Source organism: Nocardia sp. NPDC050713 (assembly GCF_040654315.1).
Taxonomy (GTDB): Bacteria; Actinomycetota; Actinomycetes; order Mycobacteriales; family Mycobacteriaceae; genus Nocardia.
The window spans coordinates 1-19,675 of the sequence record NZ_JBFAHS010000023.1 but is presented as its reverse complement, the minus strand read 5'-3'; the positions used below and the strand labels follow the sequence as shown (position 1 = coordinate 19,675).

At 69.3% G+C, this 19,675-nt stretch carries 19 protein-coding genes; 8 read left to right on the top strand and 11 right to left on the bottom strand.

The genetic code is table 11. The features are described from left to right. Nucleotides 1-3: 3 nt before the first annotated feature. Nucleotides 4-984 carry a UDP-glucose 4-epimerase GalE gene (galE, locus tag AB0H49_RS31520; protein ID WP_357256405.1) on the top strand — a complete coding sequence of 327 codons (981 nt, stop codon included), beginning with the start codon at nucleotides 4-6 and terminating at the stop codon, nucleotides 982-984. A 74-nt stretch (nucleotides 985-1,058) separates the two neighbouring features. Here galE and AB0H49_RS31515 read toward each other — a convergent pair whose 3' ends face one another. Next, nucleotides 1,059-2,426: a DUF4192 domain-containing protein gene (locus AB0H49_RS31515; RefSeq protein ID WP_357256404.1), complete on the bottom strand. Its 1,368-nt coding sequence runs from the start codon at nucleotides 2,424-2,426 to the stop codon at nucleotides 1,059-1,061. Between the two features lie 164 nt (nucleotides 2,427-2,590). Further along, a complete protein-coding gene (locus tag AB0H49_RS31510) occupies nucleotides 2,591-3,298 on the bottom strand; it encodes a sensor domain-containing protein (RefSeq protein WP_357256403.1) in 708 nt (235 codons plus the stop codon). 299 nt (nucleotides 3,299-3,597) lie between these two features. Here AB0H49_RS31510 and AB0H49_RS31505 point away from each other — a divergent pair, with 299 nt between their 5' ends. The 4 genes from AB0H49_RS31505 (at nucleotide 3,598) to speD (ending at nucleotide 9,525) form a co-directional block, all read left to right on the top strand. Beyond that, entirely contained in the window at nucleotides 3,598-4,530 is a 933-nt protein-coding gene (locus AB0H49_RS31505; protein ID WP_357256402.1) for a PAC2 family protein, read from the top strand. 66 nt (nucleotides 4,531-4,596) lie between these two features. Further along, nucleotides 4,597-7,095, top strand: a complete 2,499-nt coding sequence (locus AB0H49_RS31500) for a DUF3516 domain-containing protein (protein ID WP_357256401.1) — start codon at nucleotides 4,597-4,599, stop codon at nucleotides 7,093-7,095. 97 nt (nucleotides 7,096-7,192) lie between these two features. Then, a complete protein-coding gene (locus tag AB0H49_RS31495; RefSeq protein WP_357256400.1) occupies nucleotides 7,193-8,308 on the top strand; it encodes a type III PLP-dependent enzyme in 1,116 nt (371 codons plus the stop codon). 8 nt (nucleotides 8,309-8,316) lie between these two features. Then, nucleotides 8,317-9,525 carry an adenosylmethionine decarboxylase gene (gene speD / locus AB0H49_RS31490; protein ID WP_357256399.1) on the top strand — a complete coding sequence of 403 codons (1,209 nt, stop codon included), beginning with the start codon at nucleotides 8,317-8,319 and terminating at the stop codon, nucleotides 9,523-9,525. Nucleotides 9,526-9,782: 257 nt separating this feature from the next. On the opposite strand, the gene AB0H49_RS31485 is transcribed toward speD, so the two are convergent. From AB0H49_RS31485 to AB0H49_RS31455, 7 genes are all read right to left on the bottom strand, one after another. Continuing rightward, nucleotides 9,783-11,177 (bottom strand): cation:proton antiporter, encoded by a 1,395-nt coding sequence (locus tag AB0H49_RS31485; RefSeq protein WP_357256398.1) that lies wholly within the window; start codon nucleotides 11,175-11,177, stop codon nucleotides 9,783-9,785. 219 nt (nucleotides 11,178-11,396) lie between these two features. Further along, on the bottom strand, nucleotides 11,397-11,600 hold the full coding sequence (locus AB0H49_RS31480) for a 4-oxalocrotonate tautomerase family protein (protein WP_357256397.1): 204 nt from the start codon (nucleotides 11,598-11,600) through the stop codon (nucleotides 11,397-11,399). Further along, complete coding sequence (locus tag AB0H49_RS31475) at nucleotides 11,600-12,337, bottom strand: SDR family NAD(P)-dependent oxidoreductase (RefSeq protein WP_357256396.1); 738 nt, start codon at nucleotides 12,335-12,337, stop codon at nucleotides 11,600-11,602. The genes AB0H49_RS31480 and AB0H49_RS31475 overlap by 1 nt, the downstream gene beginning before the upstream one ends. 79 nt (nucleotides 12,338-12,416) lie before the next feature. Beyond that, nucleotides 12,417-13,007: a TetR family transcriptional regulator C-terminal domain-containing protein gene (locus AB0H49_RS31470; RefSeq protein WP_357256395.1), complete on the bottom strand. Its 591-nt coding sequence runs from the start codon at nucleotides 13,005-13,007 to the stop codon at nucleotides 12,417-12,419. Nucleotides 13,008-13,031: 24 nt separating this feature from the next. Continuing rightward, the gene (locus AB0H49_RS31465) at nucleotides 13,032-13,559 is read right to left on the bottom strand and encodes a gamma-glutamylcyclotransferase family protein (protein WP_357256394.1); all 528 of its coding nucleotides are present in this window, start codon (nucleotides 13,557-13,559) and stop codon (nucleotides 13,032-13,034) included. A 120-nt stretch (nucleotides 13,560-13,679) separates the two neighbouring features. Next, entirely contained in the window at nucleotides 13,680-14,459 is a 780-nt protein-coding gene (locus tag AB0H49_RS31460; RefSeq protein ID WP_357256393.1) for an MBL fold metallo-hydrolase, read from the bottom strand. 73 nt (nucleotides 14,460-14,532) lie between these two features. After that, on the bottom strand, nucleotides 14,533-15,441 hold the full coding sequence (locus tag AB0H49_RS31455) for a hydrogen peroxide-inducible genes activator (protein WP_354999559.1): 909 nt from the start codon (nucleotides 15,439-15,441) through the stop codon (nucleotides 14,533-14,535). A 108-nt stretch (nucleotides 15,442-15,549) separates the two neighbouring features. Between AB0H49_RS31455 and AB0H49_RS31450 the strand changes: the two genes are divergently transcribed. From AB0H49_RS31450 to AB0H49_RS31440, 3 genes are all read left to right on the top strand, one after another. Further along, entirely contained in the window at nucleotides 15,550-16,137 is a 588-nt protein-coding gene (locus AB0H49_RS31450) for a peroxiredoxin (protein ID WP_354999558.1), read from the top strand. Between the two features lie 108 nt (nucleotides 16,138-16,245). After that, nucleotides 16,246-16,785, top strand: coding sequence for a carboxymuconolactone decarboxylase family protein (locus tag AB0H49_RS31445; protein ID WP_253808802.1), 540 nt, complete (start codon nucleotides 16,246-16,248; stop codon nucleotides 16,783-16,785). A gap of 166 nt (nucleotides 16,786-16,951) precedes the next feature. Next, on the top strand, nucleotides 16,952-17,626 hold the full coding sequence (locus tag AB0H49_RS31440; RefSeq protein ID WP_354999859.1) for a PhzF family phenazine biosynthesis protein: 675 nt from the start codon (nucleotides 16,952-16,954) through the stop codon (nucleotides 17,624-17,626). Between the two features lie 9 nt (nucleotides 17,627-17,635). Here AB0H49_RS31440 and AB0H49_RS31435 read toward each other — a convergent pair whose 3' ends face one another. Together AB0H49_RS31435 and AB0H49_RS31430 are read right to left on the bottom strand one after the other, a co-directional pair. Then, nucleotides 17,636-18,316, bottom strand: coding sequence for a DUF5134 domain-containing protein (locus AB0H49_RS31435; RefSeq protein ID WP_357256392.1), 681 nt, complete (start codon nucleotides 18,314-18,316; stop codon nucleotides 17,636-17,638). 126 nt (nucleotides 18,317-18,442) lie between these two features. Next, nucleotides 18,443-19,675 (bottom strand): hypothetical protein (locus AB0H49_RS31430; RefSeq protein ID WP_357256391.1); only part of this gene is annotated, 1,233 nt, incomplete at its 5' end.

The window sequence follows — 19,675 nt, the reverse complement described above, 5'->3', positions numbered from 1 at the left end:
TCCGTGAAACTTCTGGTCACGGGTGGCGCGGGCTACGTCGGGGGCGTTTGCGCGCAGGTGCTGCTGGAGGACGGCCACGAGGTGGTCGTCGTCGACGATCTGTCCACCGGTAACGCCGACGGCGTCCCGTCCGGTGCGCGGTTCGTCGAGGGCGATGTCGCCGAGGCCGCGCCCGCGCTGCTGCGCGGCGAAACCTTCGACGGCGTCCTGCATTTCGCGGCGCAGTCGCTGGTCGGAGAATCGGTGCAGCAGCCGGAGAAGTACTGGCAAGGCAACGTCGTGAAGACGCTGGAGCTGCTCGAGGCCATGCGGCTGACGGGCACGCCGCGCCTGGTGTTCTCTTCGACCGCCGCGGTGTACGGCGAACCCGAGCAGGTACCGATCACCGAGGACGCGCCGACCCGGCCGACCAACCCCTATGGCGCGTCGAAGCTCGCCATCGATCACGCGATCACCTCCTACTCGATCGCGCACGGCTTGGCCGCGACCAGCCTGCGGTACTTCAACGTCGCGGGCGCCTACGGCGGGCTCGGCGAGAACCGCGTGGTCGAAACGCATCTCATTCCGCTCGTGCTGCAGGTCGCGCTCGGGCACCGCAAGGCGATCTCCGTCTTCGGCACCGACTGGCCGACTCCCGACGGCACCGCGGTGCGCGATTACATCCATATCCGTGATCTCGCCGAGGCCCACCTGCTGGCCCTGCGCTCGGCCGAGGCAGGCGCGCACCGTGTCTACAACCTCGGCAGCGGCGCGGGTTTCTCGGTGCGCGAGGTGATTTCGGCGTGCGAGCGCGTCACAGGCCTGCCCATCGCCGCGCAGGACGCGCCGCGCCGTCCCGGCGACCCCGCCACACTGATCGCCTCCAGCGAACGGGCGATCGGCGAACTCGGTTGGCGGCCCGAGCACAACGATCTCGACAAGATCGTGGCCGACGCCTGGGAGTTCCTGCGCTCGCTGGGTGAACGCGCGCACAGCGCGAAGTAGCCACTCGACGTATCGAAGACGCAGCCGCCGCGGCAAGGCATCGGCGCGCCTCATCGAGACACAGGCGCGCCGCCTCATCGGACAACAGGTCCGAGGTCGACGCCCAGCCAAGCCGCGGCGTCACGGCCGCTGCTGGCGAGCCTGCGCAACTGTTCGGGGCGCATGCCCGCGCGCAGCGAGGTTTCCAGCAGGATCGCCATCGCGTTGCCCGAATCGGCCGCCAACGCCGCCTCGAGGGCGATGCCCGCGAACGGTCCGTCGCCACGGAAATAGGCGCTGTAGCCGAGCAGAGCCGCGATCTCGGCGCGGTCCCGCCCGGGCGGCAGACCGCGGACGAGGGTCAGCCACAGCCGTTCCGCGGCCGCCGCGTGATCGGAGGCGGCCAACGCGAACATCGCGTCGCGCACCACCCGATCACGCAGCGCGGCAACGACTTCCGCGATCTCCGGCGCGGCGAGCACGGCGCCGGATTCGATATTGGCCACCTGCCACAGCACGTGTTCCAAAGCACGCCTGCGATAGCCGGTGACGTCGTCGTGCCGCACCGCCCTGGCGAACCGGTCTCTGGCCGCCGCGACGGCGCTGTCCAGTTGCGCGCCGACCTCCGCGCACAGCGCCGAGTCCGCGGCCACCCGCTCGGTGAGTTCCGAGCGGGAGCTCAGGATCGGCCGTCCGTCCAGCACGTGCGCCAGCGCCACCGTGGACGCGCTCGGGTCGGGTACCGTGCCGCGGTCGGACCCGCCCCGCAGACTCCACCACGGTCGCCCCTCCTCGATCGCCGTCACCGCCCACGCGCCGCCGACCCGGATGCCGTCGGCGCCGAGCCGACCGGCCAGCGCGGCGATCAACGCCCCCGGCGGCGAACCACGCCGCCCGCGCCCCGCCTTCCCGAGCGGTCCGCCGAGCCGGTCGTCGACGACCACCGCGAGCGTCTCCGTCGCCCGCTCGGCGGCGCAGATCTGCCCGATGAGGTCCGCGAACGACCCGACGAGACCGCGGCGCGCGCCGACCGGCTCGAGATCGAATCGCAGCACCGCCGCGATTCCGTGACTCGCGCCCGGTTCGGCGGGCCCGAGCACCGCGACGACCAGCGAGCGATGCGGGTAGAACCCCACCATGGCGGGCAGCGCGGCGATGAGTTCTCCGGGATCGTCCACCCGGAGTGGTCGCGCCGAATACCCGGCGCGGTACAGCGGTGACGGCTGCGCGAACACCGCGCTCGGCCCCGAGTCGTCGCCGTTCCCCGTCCGGCGGATTCGCGAACCGGCGGCGGATGGCCGTAGACACAATCGCTGGTGCGGCGGCCGCCAGTGCACCCGCCCCGGCGGAAGCTCGGAACGCATCGGGTCGCCCGGGTAGCGGCCGGGCGGATCGACGGATTCGCTGCCCTCGCCGCCGCGCCGGGCGCCCGCGCCGAGTGGCGGATTCGCTGAAGTCGTCATGTCGCCATAGTGCGCATCGCCCCTCCGGCCGCCGATCGCCCGACCTGCGCGAACAGCTCCCCTGTGGACAACCCGCAGCCTGTGTACGAAGCACCGCGACAGCCCCACCCGGTGGCACTGATTGTCGGACCGGGCGAGTACACGGCCCCGTTCGACCGGGCCGCCTACGCCTCGCGCACCTTCCGCACCGCCGTCGTGAACAACTCGTCCAGCGCCGCGGTGTCCGGCGGCGCGTCGCTGAATGTCATGTAGGTCACCGCGATTCGCACATCGCCCACCTGCCCGACCAGCGTCCGCATGGTCTGCGTCAGGCCGGGCCCCCCGACGTCGGGGGCGACGGTGCGGCGCAGCGCCAGCGTGTCGTCGGCGTCGAGCGGCGGCGGCGGATCCAGCTCGGTCGACACCGTTGTGGTCGCCCCGGCCCTGGCCACCCGCATCTCGCCGCAGCGAAGCACCTGTTCGCGCAGCGTAGACAGCGGCTGTCTGGTCCGGGTGAGCTCGACGGTGAGCGTGGCGCGCGACGTCTCGTCGCTGCCGACCGCGATGGCGGTGTGGTCGGGGCCGAACTGCTGTTCGTCGGGGGCGCAGCCCTCCGGCCGCACGGTCGCGCCGCGGATCACGCCGTTCAGGTCTCCCGCCGCCTGGGCCGCCGCCTCCGGGGGTAGCACCACCGCGGGATAGCGCGCCGGGAACTGCGCGGGCTCGGGCAGTAGCGTGGTCAGTCCGGCGGCGATATGCCGCACGGTCGATGGCCGCGCCGCGACGGGCTGCCCGGTCACGGTGGATCCGCACCCGGTGAGCAGCAGCGCGCACACGGCCGCCGCGCAGGCGCCGAGCGCGCGCGTGCGTCCCGTCGAATCCGGCACAGTCACACCGCCCACTGTGCCAAAAGCGGGTTCGGCGCTTCCCGCGCCACGCCGACCCGCACACACGACCTGCGCGCACCCGACCCGATTTCGCCGTAACCGGTGTCACCCGTCGCGACGAGGGAATACAGGTATCTACCCGGTGGGGAATGCCGGGCGTTCGGGCGCTGTTGGCTCGTTCTATGGGTCGGTGTCCGCACCGTGCGCGGTGCGCGACATCGCCATGGGGGACAATGGACATGGGTTCCCCGCGGTGCTGCCCTCGATCGGCCGCCGCGGTGGACCGCGCAGGAAGGAGTGACGCGATGGACTACGAGTCGCGAATGTACGAGCTGGAGTTCCCCGCTCCGCAGTTGTCGTCCGCCGACGGCGCGGGTCCGGTCCTCGTGCACGGGCTGGAAGGCTTTACCGACGCCGGGCACGCCGTCCGCCTGGCCACGGCGCACCTGCGCGAAAGCCTGGAAAGCGAACTGGTCGCCTCGTTCGACGTCGACGAACTGCTGGATTACCGCTCCCGCCGTCCGCTGATGACGTTCAAAACCGATCATTTCGCCGATTACGCCGAACCCGAGCTGAACCTGTGGGCGCTGCGCGACACCGCGGGCACCCCGTTCCTGCTGCTCTCCGGTCTGGAGCCGGATCTGCGGTGGGAGAAGTTCACCACCGCGGTACGACTGCTCGCCGAACAGCTCGGCGTGCGCCGCAGCATCGGCCTGAGCGCGATTCCGATGGCGATTCCGCACACCCGCCCGTTGGGTGTCACCGCGCATTCCTCGGATCGCGACCTGATCTCCGATCACCAGCGGTGGCCGGGAGAGTTGCAGGTACCGGGTAGCGCGTCGTCGCTGCTGGAGTTCCGGATGGCCCAGCACGGGCACGAGTCCGTCGGCTTCTCGGTGCACGTGCCGCACTATCTCGCCCAGACCGCCTACCCGGAGGCCGCCCAGACGCTGCTGGAGAACGTCGCCGAGAACGCGGGCCTGGAGCTGCCGCTCGCCGCGCTGGGCGAGGCCGCGGCGCGCGTCCGTGAGCAGGTCAACGAGCACATCTCGGGCAACTCCGAGGTCGAGACGGTGGTGCACGCGCTGGAGCGCCAGTACGACAGCTTCGTCACCTCCCAGGAGCGCCAGTCCAGCCTGCTGGCCGGTGACGGCGAGCTGCCCAGCGGTGACGAACTGGGCGCCGAGTTCGAGCGTTTCCTCGCCGAGCAGGGCGGCTACGACGGCGACAACACCTAGACGCCGGCGCCGCGGCGCGCCGATCGCGGTGACGGCCGTGGCGAGGCCTGCCCTAAGCTGGTCGGAGTGGATCTGACCGAACTGCTCGACATTCCAGGAACCGACGCCGACGCGCTCTACGAGTCGTTCGGCATGTGGGCCGCCGAGCAGGGCACGCCGCTGTATCCCGCGCAGGACGAGGCGCTGCTGGAGCTGGCGTCCGGATCGCACGTCATCCTGGCCACGCCCACCGGTTCCGGCAAGTCGCTGGTGGCGGTCGGCGCGCATCTGTTCGCACTGACCCGCGGGCAGCGCACCTACTACACCGCCCCGATCAAGGCCCTGGTCAGCGAGAAGTTCTTCGCGCTGTGCGAGGTGTTCGGCGCCGACAAGGTGGGCATGGTCACCGGCGACGCGTCGGTGAACGCCGACGCGCCGATCATCTGCGCCACCGCCGAGATCCTGGCCAATCTCGCGCTGCGCGAGGGCGCGGACGCCGAGGTCGGCCAGGTGGTCATGGACGAGTTCCACTTCTACGCCGACCCGGACCGCGGCTGGGCCTGGCAGGTGCCGCTGCTCGAGCTGCCGCGCGCGCAGTTCCTGCTGATGTCGGCGACCCTGGGCGAGGTCGACTTCTTCGCCCGCGACCTGGAGCGCCGCACCGGTCGCGGCACCGCGATCGTCGCGGGCACCGAACGCCCGGTGCCGCTGAGCTTTTCGTATGTGCGGACGCCCATCACCGAGACCTTGGAGGAGCTGGTCACCACCCACCAGGCGCCGGTCTACGTGGTGCACTTCACCCAGGCCGCGGCGCTGGAGCGAGCGCAGGCGCTGACCAGCGTGAACTTCGCCACCCGCGCGGAGAAGGACGCCATCGCCGCGGCGATCGGCGACTTCCGCTTCGCCGCGGGCTTCGGCAAGACCCTGTCGCGGTTGATCCGGCACGGCATCGGCGTGCACCACGCGGGCATGCTGCCGAAATACCGTCGGCTGGTGGAGCGGCTGGCCCAGGACGGTCTGCTGAAGGTGGTGTGTGGCACCGACACGCTCGGCGTCGGCATCAACGTCCCGATCCGCACCGTGCTGCTGACCGGACTGACCAAGTTCGACGGCGTGCGCACCCGCAGGCTCAAGGCCCGTGAGTTCCATCAGATCGCGGGACGGGCCGGACGCGCCGGCTTCGACACCATGGGCACCGTGGTGGTGCAGGCGCCCGAGCACGAAGTGGAGAACGCCAGGCTGCTCGCCAAGGCGGGCGACGATCCCAAGAAGCAGCGCAAGGTGCAGCGCCGCAAGCCGCCGGAGGGTTTCGTCTCCTGGAGCGAGGAGACCTTCGACCGCTTGGTGGCGGCCCAGCCGGAGCCGATGGTGTCGCGGTTCAACGTCACCAACGCGATGCTGCTCAACGTGATCGCCCGGCCGGGCAACTGTTTTCATGCCATGCGCCATCTGCTCGAGGACAACCACGAGCCGCGCCCCGCGCAACGCAGGCACATCCTGCGCGCGATCCGCCTTTATCGCGCGCTGCGCGACGCCGGGGTGGTGCAGCAGCTGCCCGAACCCGACGCCACCGGCCGCTACGCCCGCCTCACCGTCGACCTGCAACGCGATTTCGCCCTCGACCAGCCGCTCTCGCCCTTCGCGCTGGCCGCGCTCGACCTGCTGGACCGCGACTCCCCCGGCTACACCCTCGACGTGGTCTCGCTCATCGAGTCGACCCTGGAAGACCCCCGCCAGCTGCTGATGGCCCAGCAGCACAAGGCACGCGGCGAGGCCGTCGCCGAGATGAAGGCCGACGGCATCGAGTACGACGAGCGCATGGAGCTGCTCGAGGAAGTCACCTGGCCCAAGCCGCTGGCCGAGTTGATCGAGCCCGCCTACGAGACCTACCGCGCGGGACATCCGTGGGTCTCGGAGTTCGCGCCCTCCCCCAAGTCGGTGGTGCGCGACATGATCGAGCGCTCGATGACCTTCGCCGAGCTCATCTCGCACTACGAGCTGGCCCGCTCGGAGGGCGTGGTGCTGCGCTACCTGGCCGACGCCTACCGCGCGCTGCGCCGCACCGTGCCCGACGCGGCGCGCACCGAGGATTTCGAGGACCTCACCGAGTGGCTGGGTGAGCTTGTCCGGCAAGTGGATTCGAGCCTGCTCGACGAATGGGAGCAGCTGACCAGCCCCGGTGCGGAAACCGACGCCGAGCAACTGGCCTTCGGCGCGGAGACCATCCGCCCCATCTCCGCCAACGAGCGCGCCTTCCGCGTGATGGTGCGCAACGCCATGTTCCGCCGCGTCGAGCTGGCCGCGCTGCGGCGCTGGGACGATCTGGCCGAGCTCGGCACCGGCCCGGACTGGGCGGACGAGCTGGCCCCCTACTTCGAGGAGTACGAGCGCATCGGCACCGGCCCCGACGCGCGCGGTCCCCAGCTGTTCCAGATCGAGCAGCGACCCGGCTTCTGGCATGTGCGGCAAGTTCTCGACGACCCCGCGGGCGACCACGGCTGGTCGATCGAGGCGGTGGTCGATCTCGCCGCGTCCGACGCCGCGGGCGAGGTGGTGTTCGACGAGGTCACGGTGTCCGAAGGGTAGGCGGGCAGCCCCTGCTCGAATACGGGTTTCGACGGATTCGTATCTGGGTAGGGGCCGCTGATACTCTCTCCGCTGCTGCCCACGCGAAAGATCAACTATGCCCGAATCTCCGTACCTTGTCATCCACTCCGAGCGAGTTCGCGAAAATTACCGCGCGCTCGATGCCGCCGTCACCGTCCGCGGGGACGACAAGGCACGCATTCGCTTCGCGGTGAAGGCGAGCCCGGTGCCGGAGTTGATCACTCTGCTCGATGCCGAGGGCGCGGAATTCGACGTGGCGAGCATCGGCGAGATCGAGCTGTGCCTGGACCTCGGGGTGGCGCCGGACAAACTCTGCTACGGCAACCCGATCAAGAAGGCCGCCGACATCGCCCGCGCCTACGCCAAGGGCGTGCGCCGCTACGCCTTCGACACCGAGGACGATCTGCTGCGCATCGTGGAGCACGCACCGGGTTCGGAAGTCGAATGCCGCTTCCTCGCCGCCACTCCCGCCTCGCAGACGCCGTTCGGCACCAAGTTCGGCTGCTCGCCCGCCGAGGCGCTGCGCCTGCTGGTGCGCGCCCGCGATCTGGGGCTGGTCGTGGCCGGACCCTACTTCCACGTCGGCTCCCAGCAGCTGGATCCCGCGGCATGGCGGATCGGCATCCAGCAGGCCGGTGAGATCGCGGAAGCGTTGGCCGCCAAAGACATTCACATCACCTCGGTGAACATCGGCGGTGGGCTGCCGATCTCCTACGCCGAGGCCGCCCCCGCGCTCGGCGAGATCGCCGCGGTCGTGAACGCCGCCGCCGCCGAATTCCTGCCCGAAACCGCCGGACTGGTCGTCGAACCCGGTCGCGCGCTGGTCGGCAACGCGGGCACCATTCACGCCGAGGTCGTCGGCGTCCGTATCGCGCCGGACGGACGGCGCTGGGTGTATCTCGACATCGGCCGCTACAACGGAATGGCCGAGACCGAGAACGAGTACATCGCCTACCGGTTCGTCACCGAACGCGACGGAGACCCCGTCGACGAGGCGGTGGTCGCCGGTCCGACCTGCGACGGCGACGATGTACTGTATCAACGCACACGGGTCCTTCTGCCGACCACGTTGCGAGCCGGTGATCGCATCACGATCCTCGACACCGGCGCCTATACCGCGAGCTATTCGTCGGTGTCCTTCAATGGTTTTCCGCCCTTGACCGTTCATGTCTCGGGCGCTGAGCGAGAGTGAGTTTGCCTATGACGGCGGAATTCACCGGCTGGCATGTGCTGGCCGAGTTCGGTGGTGTCGACGCAGATCTCTGCGACGATCTCGAACGACTCGAATCGGCGTTGCGTGAGTCTCTGATCGCGGCGGGCGTCACCATCTGCGATGTCGTTCACAAGAAGTTCGATCCGCAGGGGGTGACCGTCCTCGCGCTGTTGTCGGAGTCCCACGCCTCGATTCACACTTATCCGGAGTCCGGCGACATCTTCGTCGACGTCTTCACCTGCGGCAGCATCGGCGCGGGCGCGACGAAGGCCGTCGAGATGTTGCGGGACAAGCTGTCTCCCAAAGACGTTCGCATGAAGGTCATCCAGCGGGGGCACGGCGCGCAGAAGATCGAGGAGCCGGTGGGCGCGGGCCTGACCCGGATCTGGGATCTGCACGATGTGATCGTCGACACCAATACTCCGTTCCAGCACATGGTCATCGCGCGCACCGAACAGGGCATCAGCCTGTTCTCCGACGACGACCGCCAGTCCACCGAGTTCTCCCAGCTGACCTACCACGAGGCGATGATGGTGCCCGCCTTCGTGCTGGCCGAGAAGCTGGACAGCGTGCTGATCATCGGCTCCGGCGAGGGCGTCGCGAGCCAGATGTCGGTGGCCGCGGGCGCGACCCTGGTCGACCACGTCGACATCGACCAGCTCGAGGTCGAGCTGTGCGCCGAACACCTGCCCTACGGCTACACGACCGAGGAGCTCGCCGCGGCGGTCGCGGGCGAGGGCCCGATCAAGGTGCACTACGCCGACGGCTGGGATTTCCTGGCCAACGCGCAGCAGGCGGGCACCCGCTACGACGTCATCGTGATCGATCTGCCCGACGAGCGGGTCGAGGACGCGCAGCACAACCGGCTCTACGAGTCGGAGTTCCTGTCCCGATGTCGAGCCCTGCTCGCGCCGGGCGGCGTGCTCAGCGCGCAGGCGGGTTGCGCGACGATGTGGCGCAACGAGACCCTGAAGCGGTCCTGGCAGCGTTTCCACGAGCAGTTCGGCACGGTCGTGCACTACGGCAGCGACGAGCACGAGTGGTCGTTCCTGTTCGGTCTCGTCGACGCGATCGAGGACCCGGTGCCCGGCATGGTCGACCGCCTGGCCACCCTGCCCTACCGCGCGGAGACCATCGACGGTCGCGCGCTGGTGCGCGGCGCCATCGAACCGCACGCGCTGCGCGCGGCCGAATAGGTCCCCACCGACGAACGCCGAATCGCATCGGCGCCAAGGAGTTTCGACATCCTCGGCGCCGGTGCGATTCGTCTTTTCCGGCGCCCCGCGGCGAGCCGAGGCCTGACCGGCGCGGTTCATGCGCGCCCGCGCCGATCGCCCCAGCGCCCCGCGCCGGTCGACCCAGCAGCCGCGCGAATCGACCCAGCGCCCGCACCGATCGACCCAACGGCGGCGCGAATCGACCCAGCGGCCGCGCTGGTCGGCCTAGCGCCCGCTCACGTGGCGACGGGCGCCGGTTCGCCGGAACGCTCCGGCTCGCCGCCCGGCTCCTTCCCCGGCGTCTCCGGCTTGGGCTGTTCGCCGTCCGGGCCGAAGACCAGACCGGCCTTCCACGCGCTGCGTTCGAAGATCCGCTGCACCGGCGTCGCCATGAACGTGGTGATGATCGTCATCAGCGCCAGGATCGTGTACAGCTCACCGGTGATGAGCCCGGCCCCGAGACCGATGTTCAACAGGATCAGCTCCATCAGGCCGCGGGCGTTGGCCAGCGCGCCCATCGACGCGGCCTCCCGCTTGCTCATGCCCTGCCAGCGCGCCGCGAGTCCGACGGCGCCGAACTTGCCGACGAACGAGACGATCAGCACGATCGCCGTCACCAGCAGGACCTCCGGTTCGAAGATCAGGCTGAGTTCGGTGTTCAGGCCGGAGTAGATGAAGAACGCGGGCAGCAGCAAGTAGGCCACCAGCGGCTCGAAGCGCGCACGGATGGTGTCGAGCAGGTGGCCGCGCGGCATCACCGCGCCCGCGACGAACGCGCCGAACACCGAGTAGATCCCGCACCAGTCGGTGAACCAGCTGGCGAGCAGCACCACCAGCAGCACAACGGACAGCTGTGCGATGGGCAATCCGCCCGCGCGCTCGGTGTCGCCGCGCTTGGGCTGCCAGGTCTCGAGCCTGGCCAGCCAGCGCCGCGCGACGAACATCATGAACAGCAGGTAGGCCAGTCCGCCGCCGACAGCGAGGAACGCGCCGTTCATACTGTCCTTGGTGGTGGCGACCACGGTGGCCAGCAGGATCCAGGCGCACGCGTCGTCCACCGCGGCGCACGCCAGCGACATGGTGCCGAGCCGTGTGTTCAGCAGCCCGGAGTCGTAGATGATCCAGGCCAGCATCGGGAACGCCGTGATGGCGACGGCCGCGGCCACGAAAAGCCCGCCCTGCCACTGCTCCACCTTGTCGGTGAAATATCCACCGCTGCCGACCATCCACCAGCCGAGCGCGCCGCCGAGCACCAGCGGCACGGCCACGCCCGCGGTCGAGGTCGCGCCCGCCTTGCGCAGGTGCGAGGACAGGATGTCCACCTTGAACGATGCGCCGACCAGGAACATGTACAGCACCAGACCGAGCTGGCCCACGACGTAGATCGCGGTCAGGTTCGGGTGCGTGATGCTCGCGCCTCCCACCGCGAGCGTGGTCGGGAACAGCCATTCCTGGGCCTCGGGCCAGACCAGGCCCAGAATCGAAGGCCCCAAAACGAATCCGGCGACCATGATGGCCACGACCTGTACCTGACCCAACCGGCGGAACACCGGCCAGAGCAGGCGATAGGTCACCAGGATGACGGCGACCTGTAAGAAGAAATGAGTGGTGATTTCCAAAAGCGATGGCATCGCAGCTCCCCTCCGTCGAGCTGGATCGTGCACTGACACTGTGAGATCGCGGGCACTCTCCGTAACGCAACGCCGTGCCGAATACGGTACCCGAATCCCTTGCCGTGCGACCGCTTTCCCGCCGCGCCGCCCTGCGGCGAACCACCCGGAAACGCCGACGCCCGGCGGCGCGAGGCCGGAACCGCGTTCCGGGCCGATCGCGTCCGCCGGGCGTCCCGCTCAGGAATTGCGCGCGCGCCAATCCGCCACGTTCATCCCGCCGACACCCCAATCGGTCAGCGGCACTTCGTCGATCACCACGAACGTGCTCGCCGGATCCTTGCCGAGCACCTCCCGAAGCAGGTCGGTGACGCCCTTGATGAGCTGGATCTTCTGCTCGGCGGTCACGCCTTCGTCGGTGACCTTGATGTTGACGTACGGCATTACGCTGCCCTCCCGGAGATGAACCCGCCGTCGACGGGGAAGATATGGCCTGTGGTGAATTCCGCGTCCGCCAGATAGAGGACGGCTGCGGTGGTCTCGGCGACCTCGCCGATACGGTTGAGCAAAGCCAAACGGCCCGAGGCTTTTTCGTCGCCGTCACCGAAGAGCGGGGTGCGGACGATGCCCGGCGCGACCAGGTTGACCCGGATGCCGTCGACCGCGAGTTCGGCCGCGAGACTGGTGGTGAGCGCGTGTACGCCACCCTTGCTGACCAGCGCGGCGGAGGCGGGCAGCCCGGCGAGCGCGTGGTTGATCAGCACGGTGCCGATGTTCACGATGCTGCCGCCGCCACCCTGCTCGCGCAGCCTGCGCACCACCGCCTGGGTGGTGAAGTAGGTGCCCTTGAGGTTGCCGTTCAGGTAGCTGTCCAGTTCCGCCTCGGTGACGTCGACGAACGGCTTGGCTCCGAAGATGCCCGCGTTGTTCACCAGCACGTCCACCCGGCCGAACCGCTCGACCGCGGTCCGCACGAGCGCGGAACCCGTTGCGGCCGAGCCGATGTCGCCGATCACCTCGGCCACCCGTTCGGGCGCGCCCAGCTCGGCGGCGACCGCGGCGAGCTTGTCCGGGTCGCGCCCGTTGATCACCACGTTGTCGCCGCGGGCCACCAGCGCCCGTGCGACATCGCGACCGATCCCGCTGGAGGATCCGGTCACGATGACCGTTTTGGCTGTCATGTTGATTCCCTTCTCATATGATACGACCGGTCGTCTTGGAATAGACAAAGTAGTCAGCTGCCCTGCTGGGCAAGCGAATTCAGGGGCGGAAGTAGTCGTCCAGGAGACGCCGCAGGCACTTGTGCAGCGGTTCCAGCGAGCGGTCGATCTTCATCCGGATCACCGCCCCCTCCCAGGACTCGATGAGCAGGTCGGCGAGTTCCTCGGCCGGGATGTCGCCGCGCACCAGATCGCGCTCCTGCGCCTCGAGCAACGCCTTGGCGACGCCGTCGCGCCAGCCGCGGAACGCACCGGACAGCGACTCGCGCAGCGTCTCGCTGCCCTCCAGCTCGCCGCCCAGGTTGGCGATCAAACACCCACCGGTGAAATCGGTTTCGACGAACTCGTCCATCTGCTTGGCGAAGAAAGTCCGCAACCCGGTCACCGGATCGGGGGCGGGCCCGAGCGCCTCGGCGAGGTTTCGCTGGATGCAGCGGGAGTGGTAGTCGATGACCGCCTGCCCGAAGCTCTCCTTGCTGTCGAAGTAGTTGTAGAACGAGCCTTTCGGCACGCCGACCGCGTCGAGCACCTGCTTGATGCCGGTGCCGTGGTAGCCGTTCGCCAGAAAACCGGCGGCGCCCTCCTCCACCAGGAGCTGGCGGGTGTCGTCACTGCGTCGCGGTCGTGCCATGCGAAGAAATATACGACCGGTCGTCTAGGAATTGCAATCGGTGGGTTCGATAGTCCGGCGCCAGCCCGCGCACCGGGTAGCGAATACGGTCAGATGTTCGGCGGCGAATTCCTCGGCGCGCCAGTCGTGCGGGGTGACATCGGCGGTCCACACGTAGGTCCACACCACGCCTGGTGCAGAGCGCGCGGTTCCCGCGAGATCGGGATTCTCCGGCCGACGCCCCCAGCGCGCGCCAGGATCGTCGCCGAAATCCACCGGGCGCAAGTCGTATTCGTCGTCCTCGAAGGCATCCAGTACCGCCCACTCCCCCGCGCTCAAACCCGAGAGCACGACGCCACGCACCGTCGCTCGCACCGAGGAGACCAGCCCTGGATACACCCGGCCGGGCAGCGCGGCCGCCCGCCATCCGGTCAGTTCGACGGGCGCTAGATCGGGGCAGCGTCCGAGCAACGGGAGCAGCACCTCGGGGAATTGCAGGGTGCCGTAGACGAAGAGCGCGTGCTCGGTTGTGGACACCCGCGCGAGGCGTCCACCGGGGCGATTGCCGATCACCTCCACACCTCACTCCTCTCCGGCCTTGTCACCACTGTGCCCGATTCGAGTTTGCCCCATTCGACGCCGCGCCTGATCCCCACCGCCACCGACCGTTCCACCAGGCGAACCGGAACGGCGTCAGCCCCGCCCCGTCAGCCGGGCGAACGCGTCGGGGTCGTGGGACGAGAACACGGTGATCTCCGCACCGTGCGCCCGATTGAGTTCGAGGAGACGTTCGCGGTTCTGCCGGAAGTCGTTCGAGCCGAGCGAACGCAACTCCATGAACTGCCAGATCAGCGGGGTTCGCGGGTGCACCGGGTCGATCTCGCTGCCGACGTAGAAGGCGTCGCCCGCGTGCAGCAGCCAGCCGTCGCCGGTGTCGACCGCCACGCCCACGTGTCCCTCGGTGTGGCCGTACAGCGGGACGACGAGAATCTCCGCGGGCAGGCCGGGCAGGTCGCGGACCGCGCGGAAACCGAACCAGTCCGCGCCGCCGTCGATCTCGTTGGTCAGCCACTTCGGCCGGTGCGCCCACTGCGCCGGTTGGTAGCGCAGCCGGTCGAACAACCCCTTCGACGAATTCGCCGCGCGCAGTTCCGGGCCGTGCACGTGCACGGTCGCGTCCGGGAAATCGACCAACCCTCCCGCGTGGTCCAGATCCAGATGGGTGAGCACGATGTCGCGGACGTCGGCCGGGTCGTAGCCGAGCGCTTGGATCTGCCGAATCGCCGTCTCCCGTTCGAGCAGCTTGGCGCCCAGCGAGAATCGCGCTGGCCCCATCATCCGTCCCGGATCTCGCACGCACTCCAGGCCGTAGCCGGTATCGACCAGGACGAGCCCGGTATCGGTCTCGATCAACAGGCAGTGGTCGACCATGCCCAACGTCATCGACCCGCAGTTCAGGTGGTGAATCCGCACCAGCCGAGCGTCCCAGCCGCCGAACCCGCGGTCAATGCCACGAAGAGCTCGTTACGGGGGACCGCTCGATGCCTCACATCGGCCGATGCGCGCGGATGATGGCGGCGAGGTATTCGTAGTCGTCGCTGCGGGCGCTCGAGGCGCGGAACGCGAGACCGATGGTGCGGCCGGGCGCCGGATCGGCGAAGCGCGCGGTCTCCAGTGTGCCCCTGGCGGTTTCGGCGGGCACGGCCATTTCCGGGATCAACGTGACGCCGAGGCCGCCCGCGACGCATTGGACGACGGTGGCGAGCGAGGCGGCGCGGGTGTCGCCGACCGCGCCGGGGTGGACGTCGACCGAACGGCACAGGTCGAGCGTCTGGTCGCGCAGACAGTGCCCCTCGTCGAGCAGCAGCAGCGGCAGCGTGCCGAGCACCGCGGGCGCGATGTCCTTGCGCCCGGCCAGCGCGTGGCCGCGCGGGGTCACCAGCACGAATTCCTCGGTGTAGAGCGGAATCTCCACCAACCCCGGGTTCTCGGTGGGCAGTGCGAGCAGCGCGACGTCGAGCACGCCGGTGCGCAATCCCTCCAGCAGACGCGCGGTCTGGTCCTCGACGACCTGCGGCACCAGCGCGGGCAGTCGCTTGCGCAGCTCGGGCAGCAGAGCGGGCAGCACGTAGGGCGCCACCGTCGGAATGATCCCCATCCGCAGCGTGCCGCCGAGCCCGTCGCCGGTGGCCGAGGCGACGAAGCGGTCGGCGGCCTCCAGCGTCGCCATCGCCTGTGGCAGCAACCGCATTCCGGCCGCGGTGACGAGGACGCGGCGCGTGCTGCGCTCGATCAGCTGGAGTCCCAGTCCGTTTTCGAGCGCGGCCAATGCTTGCGATAACGTGGGCTGGCTCACACTGAGCCGGGCGGCCGCGGTGCCGAAATGCCGGTATTCCGCGATCGCCACGAACGCACGCAGCTGCGAAAGTGTCGGCTGATAAGTCTGATCAGTCACGCCTATCAGTGTAGTGCGACTGATCACCTTTACCTTTCACTGCCCTTTGTGCAAGATCACAGAGAACTTCGCACGCCCAAAACCCCACGAAGGACGAGGAGACAAAGCATGGCCCTGCTGACCATCGGCGACCAGTTCCCGGCATACAACCTCACCGCGGTCATCGGCGGTGATCTGTCGAAGGTCGACGCTCAGCAGCCTGACGACTACTTCACCCAGGTCACCAGCGACGATCACGCGGGCAAGTGGCGGATCGTCTTCTTCTGGCCGAAGGACTTCACCTTCGTCTGCCCGACCGAGATCGCCGCGTTCGGCAAGCTGAACGAGGAGTTCGCCGACCGCGACGCGCAGGTGCTCGGCGCCTCGGTGGACAACGAGTTCGTCCACTTCCAGTGGCGCGCGCAGCACGAGGACCTGAAGACCCTGCCGTTCCCGATCCTGTCGGACCTGAAGCGCGAGCTGGCCACCGCCACCGGCGTGCTCAACGCCGACGGTGTTGCCGACCGCGCGACCTTCATCGTCGACCCGAACAACGAGATCCAGTTCGTCTCGGTCACCGCCGGTTCCGTGGGCCGCAACGTCGACGAGGTGCTGCGCGTGCTCGATGCCCTGCAGTCCGACGAGCTGTGCGCCTGCAACTGGAAGAAGGGCGACCCGACCATCAACGCCGGTGAGCTCCTCGCCGCCAGCGTCTGATCCGGAACACCCACTCCCCGAACAGATCCCGCTCCCCGCTCCGGCGGGGAGCGTCTTCGAGAACATCCCCGCGCTCGCCGGGCCTGACACACACAGAGGAAACGTCGAATGAGCATTGAGAACCTGAAGAACTCCCTTCCCGAGTACGCCAAGGACCTCAAGCTCAACTTGTCATCGATCGCGCGCACCACCGTGCTGAACGAACAGCAGCTGTGGGGCACCCTGCTCGCGTCGGCGGCCGCGACCCGGTCGGCGACCACGCTACGTGAGATCGCCGAGGAAGCCGCCGACATCCTGTCGGCGGAGGCGTACAACGCCGCGCTCGGCGCCGCCTCGATCATGGGCATGAACAACGTGTTCTACCGGGGCAAGGCGTTCCTCGGCGGCCGCTACGACGACCTGCGGGCCGGTCTGCGCATGCAGATCATCGGCACTCCCGGCGTCGACAAGGCCGATTTCGAGCTGTGGTCCTTCGCCGTCTCCTCGATCAACGGCTGCGCCCACTGCCTGGAGGCGCACGAGCACACCCTGCGCGAGGCCGGTGTCTCCCGCGAGGTGATCTTCGAGTCGCTGCGCGCCGCCGCCATCGTGGCCGGTGTCGGCCAGGCCGTCCAGTCCACCGAGACGCTCGCCGCCGCGTCGGTCTGACGCCGCGACGACCCGGAAGCCCCGTCTTTTCTCGGACGGGGCTTCCGGCATTTTCCACCTCGACCGGCCCCGCCCGGGAGTGATCGGCGCCACGTTTGCTCTGCGGTAGCCGATGGTACGAGCCGGTAGGCTCGCGTGCATGGGCACACAGGATGAACCGGAAGCCATGGGCACGCGGGTCGAGGTGGTGCGCGTATTCACGGATGCGACCGGACGCCTCGGCAATCCACTGGGCATCGCCCGTGCGAAGGACGTCGGCGAGACCGATCCGCAGGCTCTCGCGGCGCGGGCCGGCTACAGCGAGACGGTCGTCGTCGAGGACCCGGTCGCCGAGATCGCCCGCATGCGGATCTACACCCCGGCCGTCGAACTCCCGTTCGCCGGACATCCGTCGGTCGGCACCGCGTGGTGGCTCGCCGAACAGGGCATCCCCGTGCGAGTGCTCGACATGCCCGCCGGACCGGTGCCCGTCGAGGTGGCCGACGGCCTGACCTGGATCAAGGCGCGCGGCGAGTGGGCGCCGGACTTCACCTTCCATCAGCTCGACAGCCTCGACGAGCTGGCCGCGGCGCGGCCCGAGGAGTTTCCCGGTGGACCGCACTACCTGTGGTGCTGGACCGAGGAGCACCGTGCCACGCTGCGTTCGCGAATGTTCGCTCCCACCATGGGCATCGAAGAGGACGAGGCCACCGGCGCGGCAGCGGTCGCGCTCACCGCTCGGCTGCGCCGCAGCCTGATCATCACGCAGGGCCAGGGCTCGCAGTTGTTCACCGAGTGGGACTCCGACGGCTGGGTGCGTCTCGGCGGTCGCGTCGTCGCCGACACCGTCGTAGAAATCTGATTCCCGGTCTCATCCGAGCGCCGCGGCGACGAGCATGTACGCCATACCGAGATCCATCACCACGTGCGGCACGACGGCCGCCGACCGGATCGCGCCGACCGAGTGCGCGATCCGGTGCCATCCGCCGCCGCGCAGGAACAGCACCGCGAGCGCGTCGGCGAGGAAAAGCGCGGCGAGCGCAGAGGCCGCGACGGGCGGCGGTCCCGCATGGCCGGCGGCCGAATGCCCGGACATCGCGTAGAGCATGGCCGCGGCGGCGAACGCGTGATACCCGATCGCGAAGATCTGTCCCGCCGAGGCGTTCTCGCGCGTCGCGCGCCATTCCACGATCCGGCCGACGAGCAGCGCGCCGAACGCGACCGTCATGGCGATCAGCACGCCACGCACGGCGTGCGGGCTGGCTCCGGTCGGGAAGAGCAGCATCGCCAGCATGATCAGGCACATGACCAGATGGGCGGCGTCCGACTCTTGGTGTGCGGCCTGCGGGTGAGATGAGATGCGCTGGGAAGCAACCCGGTTCGAACCCGCGGGCGATTCGAGGATTCTCGCACCACCTATCCCCTCATCGACCGAGCCCGCGTTCCCGCGAACGGGTCCCGCCAACCGCAACGTCACGATCGCGGAGGCCACCAGGAACGCCGCCACCACCGACCACCGCAACGCGGCGTATTCCTGCACGAACTCGGCCACACCCCACCACCTTTCGCCGCGGCGATCGTGAGACAGCCCTTCCATGCTCGCATTCCGGACGGGGTTAGGGTGCCCTTTCTCGATACTCCGAGCGAGAGCTACCGACGCCGTCCTCGGACACCCGGCTCACCGCATCCGGAAGACCGGACCATTCGGCCGAAACGGCAGCGACGCGCCCGCGGGCACGAGGTAGGCGTGCTCACGGCGCACCCGCAGCACATCGCAGGCGCCGTCGGTGATGATCAGAATCGGTCCGTCGGCGGGAAAGTCGTCGGCGCGTTCGAGCAGCCGAACTCCGGGCTGCAAGACCGTGCCGCCGCGGCCGCGCACGCGCACGCCGCGCGCGATCTCCTCGACCGGCAGGTATCCGGCGTCGTAGGCCGCGGCGTCGCAGTACACCACCCTGGCGCGCGGCACGTCTCTGGCCAGCGCGTAGGAAGCGATGGCGCCCAAGCCTTTTCCGAGCAGCGCCGCGTCCATCGAGCCCGAGGTGTCGAGGACGACGCCGAAGGTCGGCAGCCGCGCGCTCTCCTCCGGCCGCACCCAGGCGGGGCGGGGGATGTCGGGCGTCGACGCCTGCCTGCGGGAGGCGCGGGCATAGCTGCGGCGCTTGTCGACCGAGGGGACGTGCTCGTCGAACCAGTGCGCCAGCTGCGCGTCCCACGGCAGCGGCGGCTGGTCCATGGCGCGGATCGCCTCTTCCAGCGCGGCGGGGAGGTAACCGCGCCCACTGTTCAGGTGATAGGCCAGGCCGGTGGTCAGCGCGTTGCGGTAGTAGTCGTCCAGGTCGACGTAGCGTCCCGCGCCGCCGGAGTGCGGCAGCGGTTCGCCGAGCACGTCGCCGCGGCCGCGCCCGCGCAACGTGGCGAGCTTGCGCAATCGCCGCAGATCCGTCGCGATGCGGTCGTACACCTCTTCCGCCGAGCAGCCTTTCAGCGCGGGGTCGTAGAGCAGGCCCTCGGGCATGACCCCGACTCCCAGCTCCACCAGCCAGCCGTTCACCACGTAGTCGCACGCGATGTTGAACAGGTACGGGTCGCGCCAGGCGGTGCGTTCGCCGTGTCGCAGTGCGGCGTGCAGCATTTCGTGCGCGAGCACGAAGCGCCACTCCTCATGGGTCAGCCCGGCCAGCGGGTTGACGTAGATCTCCGCCGCCTCCGCGTTGACCGCCGCGATGGCGATATCCCAGCCGCGCGCCAGATCGGCGTCGGCGACCAGCGTCATCCCGGCCGCCAACGCGCCGAGCAGCGGGTACGAGGAGACGAACCAGCTGAGCGCCGCGTCCCAGGCCTGCTGCGGCCGACGCCCGTCCGGTGTCGAATCGCCGCCCGCGACGGTCAACGCGTCGCGGGCGGCGGC

Excerpts from the sequence above, each read along its gene's own strand:
- AB0H49_RS31515 (WP_357256404.1), bottom strand. The coding sequence starts at position 2,426 with ATGACGACTTCAGCGAATCCGCCACTCGGCGCGGGCGCCCGGCGCGGC.
- AB0H49_RS31505 (WP_357256402.1), top strand. The coding sequence starts at position 3,598 with ATGGACTACGAGTCGCGAATGTACGAGCTGGAGTTCCCCGCTCCGCAG.
- AB0H49_RS31495 (WP_357256400.1), top strand. The coding sequence starts at position 7,193 with ATGCCCGAATCTCCGTACCTTGTCATCCACTCCGAGCGAGTTCGCGAA.
- speD (WP_357256399.1), top strand. The coding sequence starts at position 8,317 with ATGACGGCGGAATTCACCGGCTGGCATGTGCTGGCCGAGTTCGGTGGT.
- AB0H49_RS31485 (WP_357256398.1), bottom strand. The coding sequence starts at position 11,177 with ATGCCATCGCTTTTGGAAATCACCACTCATTTCTTCTTACAGGTCGCC.
- AB0H49_RS31480 (WP_357256397.1), bottom strand. The coding sequence starts at position 11,600 with ATGCCGTACGTCAACATCAAGGTCACCGACGAAGGCGTGACCGCCGAG.
- AB0H49_RS31475 (WP_357256396.1), bottom strand. The coding sequence starts at position 12,337 with ATGACAGCCAAAACGGTCATCGTGACCGGATCCTCCAGCGGGATCGGT.
- AB0H49_RS31470 (WP_357256395.1), bottom strand. The coding sequence starts at position 13,007 with ATGGCACGACCGCGACGCAGTGACGACACCCGCCAGCTCCTGGTGGAG.
- AB0H49_RS31450 (WP_354999558.1), top strand. The coding sequence starts at position 15,550 with ATGGCCCTGCTGACCATCGGCGACCAGTTCCCGGCATACAACCTCACC.
- AB0H49_RS31445 (WP_253808802.1), top strand. The coding sequence starts at position 16,246 with ATGAGCATTGAGAACCTGAAGAACTCCCTTCCCGAGTACGCCAAGGAC.
- AB0H49_RS31440 (WP_354999859.1), top strand. The coding sequence starts at position 16,952 with ATGGGCACGCGGGTCGAGGTGGTGCGCGTATTCACGGATGCGACCGGA.